The sequence below is a fragment of the Micromonospora maritima genome, assembly GCF_902825405.1.
GTDB lineage: Bacteria > Actinomycetota > Actinomycetes > Mycobacteriales > Micromonosporaceae > Micromonospora > Micromonospora maritima.
The window spans coordinates 1-2,302 of sequence record NZ_CADEAU010000701.1 but is presented as its reverse complement, the minus strand read 5'-3'; the positions used below and the strand labels follow the sequence as shown (position 1 = coordinate 2,302).

The following is a 2,302-nucleotide window of genomic DNA, read 5'->3' as shown; positions in this document are numbered from 1 at the left end:
CGACTGGGCCCGCTCGGCGACGCGGAGCGGGACGCCATCCTGGTCGACCTCGTCGCCGGGCACGCCGCCGCCGTGCTCGGCCTGCCGGACACCACCGACCTCGGTCCCGCCCGGGCGTTCCGCGAGGTCGGCTTCGACTCGATGACCGCCGTGGCGCTGCGCAACCGGCTGCGGGCCGCCACCGGGGCCACGCTGCCGGCGAGCGTGGTGTTCGACTACCCGACGCCGCTGGCGCTCGCCCGGCACCTGAGCACGCTGCTGGCGCCCGACGGCGCCACCGCCACCACCGGCCTGCTCGCCGAACTGGAGAAGGTGGACGGCCTGTTCGCCGCCGGCGCACCGGACGAGCTGACCCGGCGCAAGCTGCTGGTGCAGATGCAGGCGTTCCTCGCCCGCTGGGGCGACGACCGGTCCGCGCCGGAGCAGGCGCCGGTGACCCGTAGCCTCGACGGGGCCAGCGACGCCGAGCTGTTCGATTTCATCCACCGCGAGTTGGGTGGCCCCGGCGGCGAATTCTGAACCATTCCGTCGCCATTGTGGAGTGCGTTCGGTGGACCGGTCGCGGCGGCTTTGCCCAGGCCGTCGCGACCGGGCTGACCGGACCGTCGACCCGGGCGCACCCGCCCAGCCTGGGCACCTCGCGACGGCGTCCCTGCTAGGGGCGGCCCTAGGGGCGTCGTAGGGGTTGTGACCCGCCTCCGCGGACAATTACCTTCCTCACCGTAAGTGAGACCTGGTGGGCGCGGGACAGTGCAATTCATGGTCACGCCGAACGGTATTGGGTCGCCTGTTTCTCCGGCCCGAAAAGGTGGCGCTGATGGCGACTGAGGACACCCTCCGGGAATACCTGAAATGGATGACCGCCGACCTCCACCAGACCCGGCGCAAGCTCGGCGAGCTGGAGGCCGCGCAACGGGAGCCGATCGCGGTCGTCGGCATCGGCTGCCGGTTCCCCGGCGGCGTGCGGTCCCCGGAGGACCTGTGGCGGCTCGTCGACTCCGGCGCCGACGCCGTCTCCGCCTTCCCCACCGACCGGGGCTGGGACCTGGACCGGCTGATCCACCCGGACCCCGACCACCCCGGCACCTCGTACGTCGGCGAGGGCGGCTTCCTCGACTCGGCCACCGAGTTCGACGCCGGCTTCTTCGGCATCTCGCCCCGCGAGGCGCTCGGCATGGACCCGCAGCAGCGGTTGCTGCTGGAGACCTCGTGGGAGGCGTTCGAGCACGCCGGCATCGACCCGACGGCGCTGCGCGGGCACCAGGTCGGGGTGTTCGCCAGCACCACCGGCCAGGACTACGCGGCGCTGCTCCAGACGCCCCCGCCCGGCGTCGAGGGGTACGTGCTGACCGGCACCGCCGCCAGCGTCGTCTCCGGGCGGATCTCGTACGTGCTGGGCATCGAGGGACCCGCCGTCTCGGTCGACACCGCCTGCTCGTCGTCGCTCGTCGCGCTGCACCTCGCCGGCCAGGCGCTGCGGCAGGGGGAGTGCACGCTCGCGCTGGCCGGCGGCGCCACCGTCATGTCCACCCCGGCCGCGTTCGTCGGCTTCAGCCGCCAGCGCGGGCTCGCCGCCGACGGGCGGGTCAAGGCGTTCGCCGCCGCCGCCGACGGCACCGCCTGGGGCGAGGGTGTGGGCGTGCTGCTGCTGGCCCGGCTCTCCGACGCCCAGCGGCGCGGCTATCCGGTGCTCGCGGTGATCCGGGGCAGCGCGGTCAACCAGGACGGCGCGTCCAACGGCCTCACCGCCCCCAACGGCCCCTCCCAGCAGCGGGTGGTGCTCCAGGCGCTGGCCAGCGCCCGGCTCGCCCCGGAGCAGGTCGACGCGGTGGAGGCGCACGGCACCGGCACCAGCCTCGGCGACCCGATCGAGGCGACCGCGCTGCTCGCCACGTACGGGCAGGGGCGGCCCGCGGACCGGCCGCTGCGGCTCGGGTCGGTGAAGTCGAACATCGGCCACACCCAGGCGGCCGCCGGCGTCGCCGGCGTGATCAAGATGGTGATGGCGCTGCGCCACGGCCGGCTCCCGGCCACGCTGCACGTCGACGCGCCCACCCCGCACGTCGACTGGACCGCCGGCGCGGTGTCGGTGCTGACCGAGGCGCTGCCCTGGCCGCCGGGCGAGCAGCCTCGCCGCGCCGGAGTGTCCTCGTTCGGCATGAGCGGCACCAACGCCCACGTCATCGTCGAGGAAGCCCCGTCGTCCGCCCCGGCTCCGTCGTCCGCCCCGGCTCCGTCGTCCGCCCCGGCCGCGGCGGTCGCGCCGGACACGGCGGTCGTCGGGGACGGCCCGTCGCCGACC

General features: G+C 74.9%; 2 protein-coding genes. Both read left to right on the top strand.

From position 1 onward, the window contains the following. The coding region (locus HUW36_RS31245; RefSeq protein WP_174531364.1) for an acyl carrier protein at positions 1–519 on the top strand (519 nt) is incomplete at its 5' end. A gap of 298 nt (positions 520–817) precedes the next feature. After that, on the top strand, positions 818–2,302 hold a 1,485-nt coding region (locus tag HUW36_RS31240; protein ID WP_174531363.1), incomplete at its 3' end, for a type I polyketide synthase.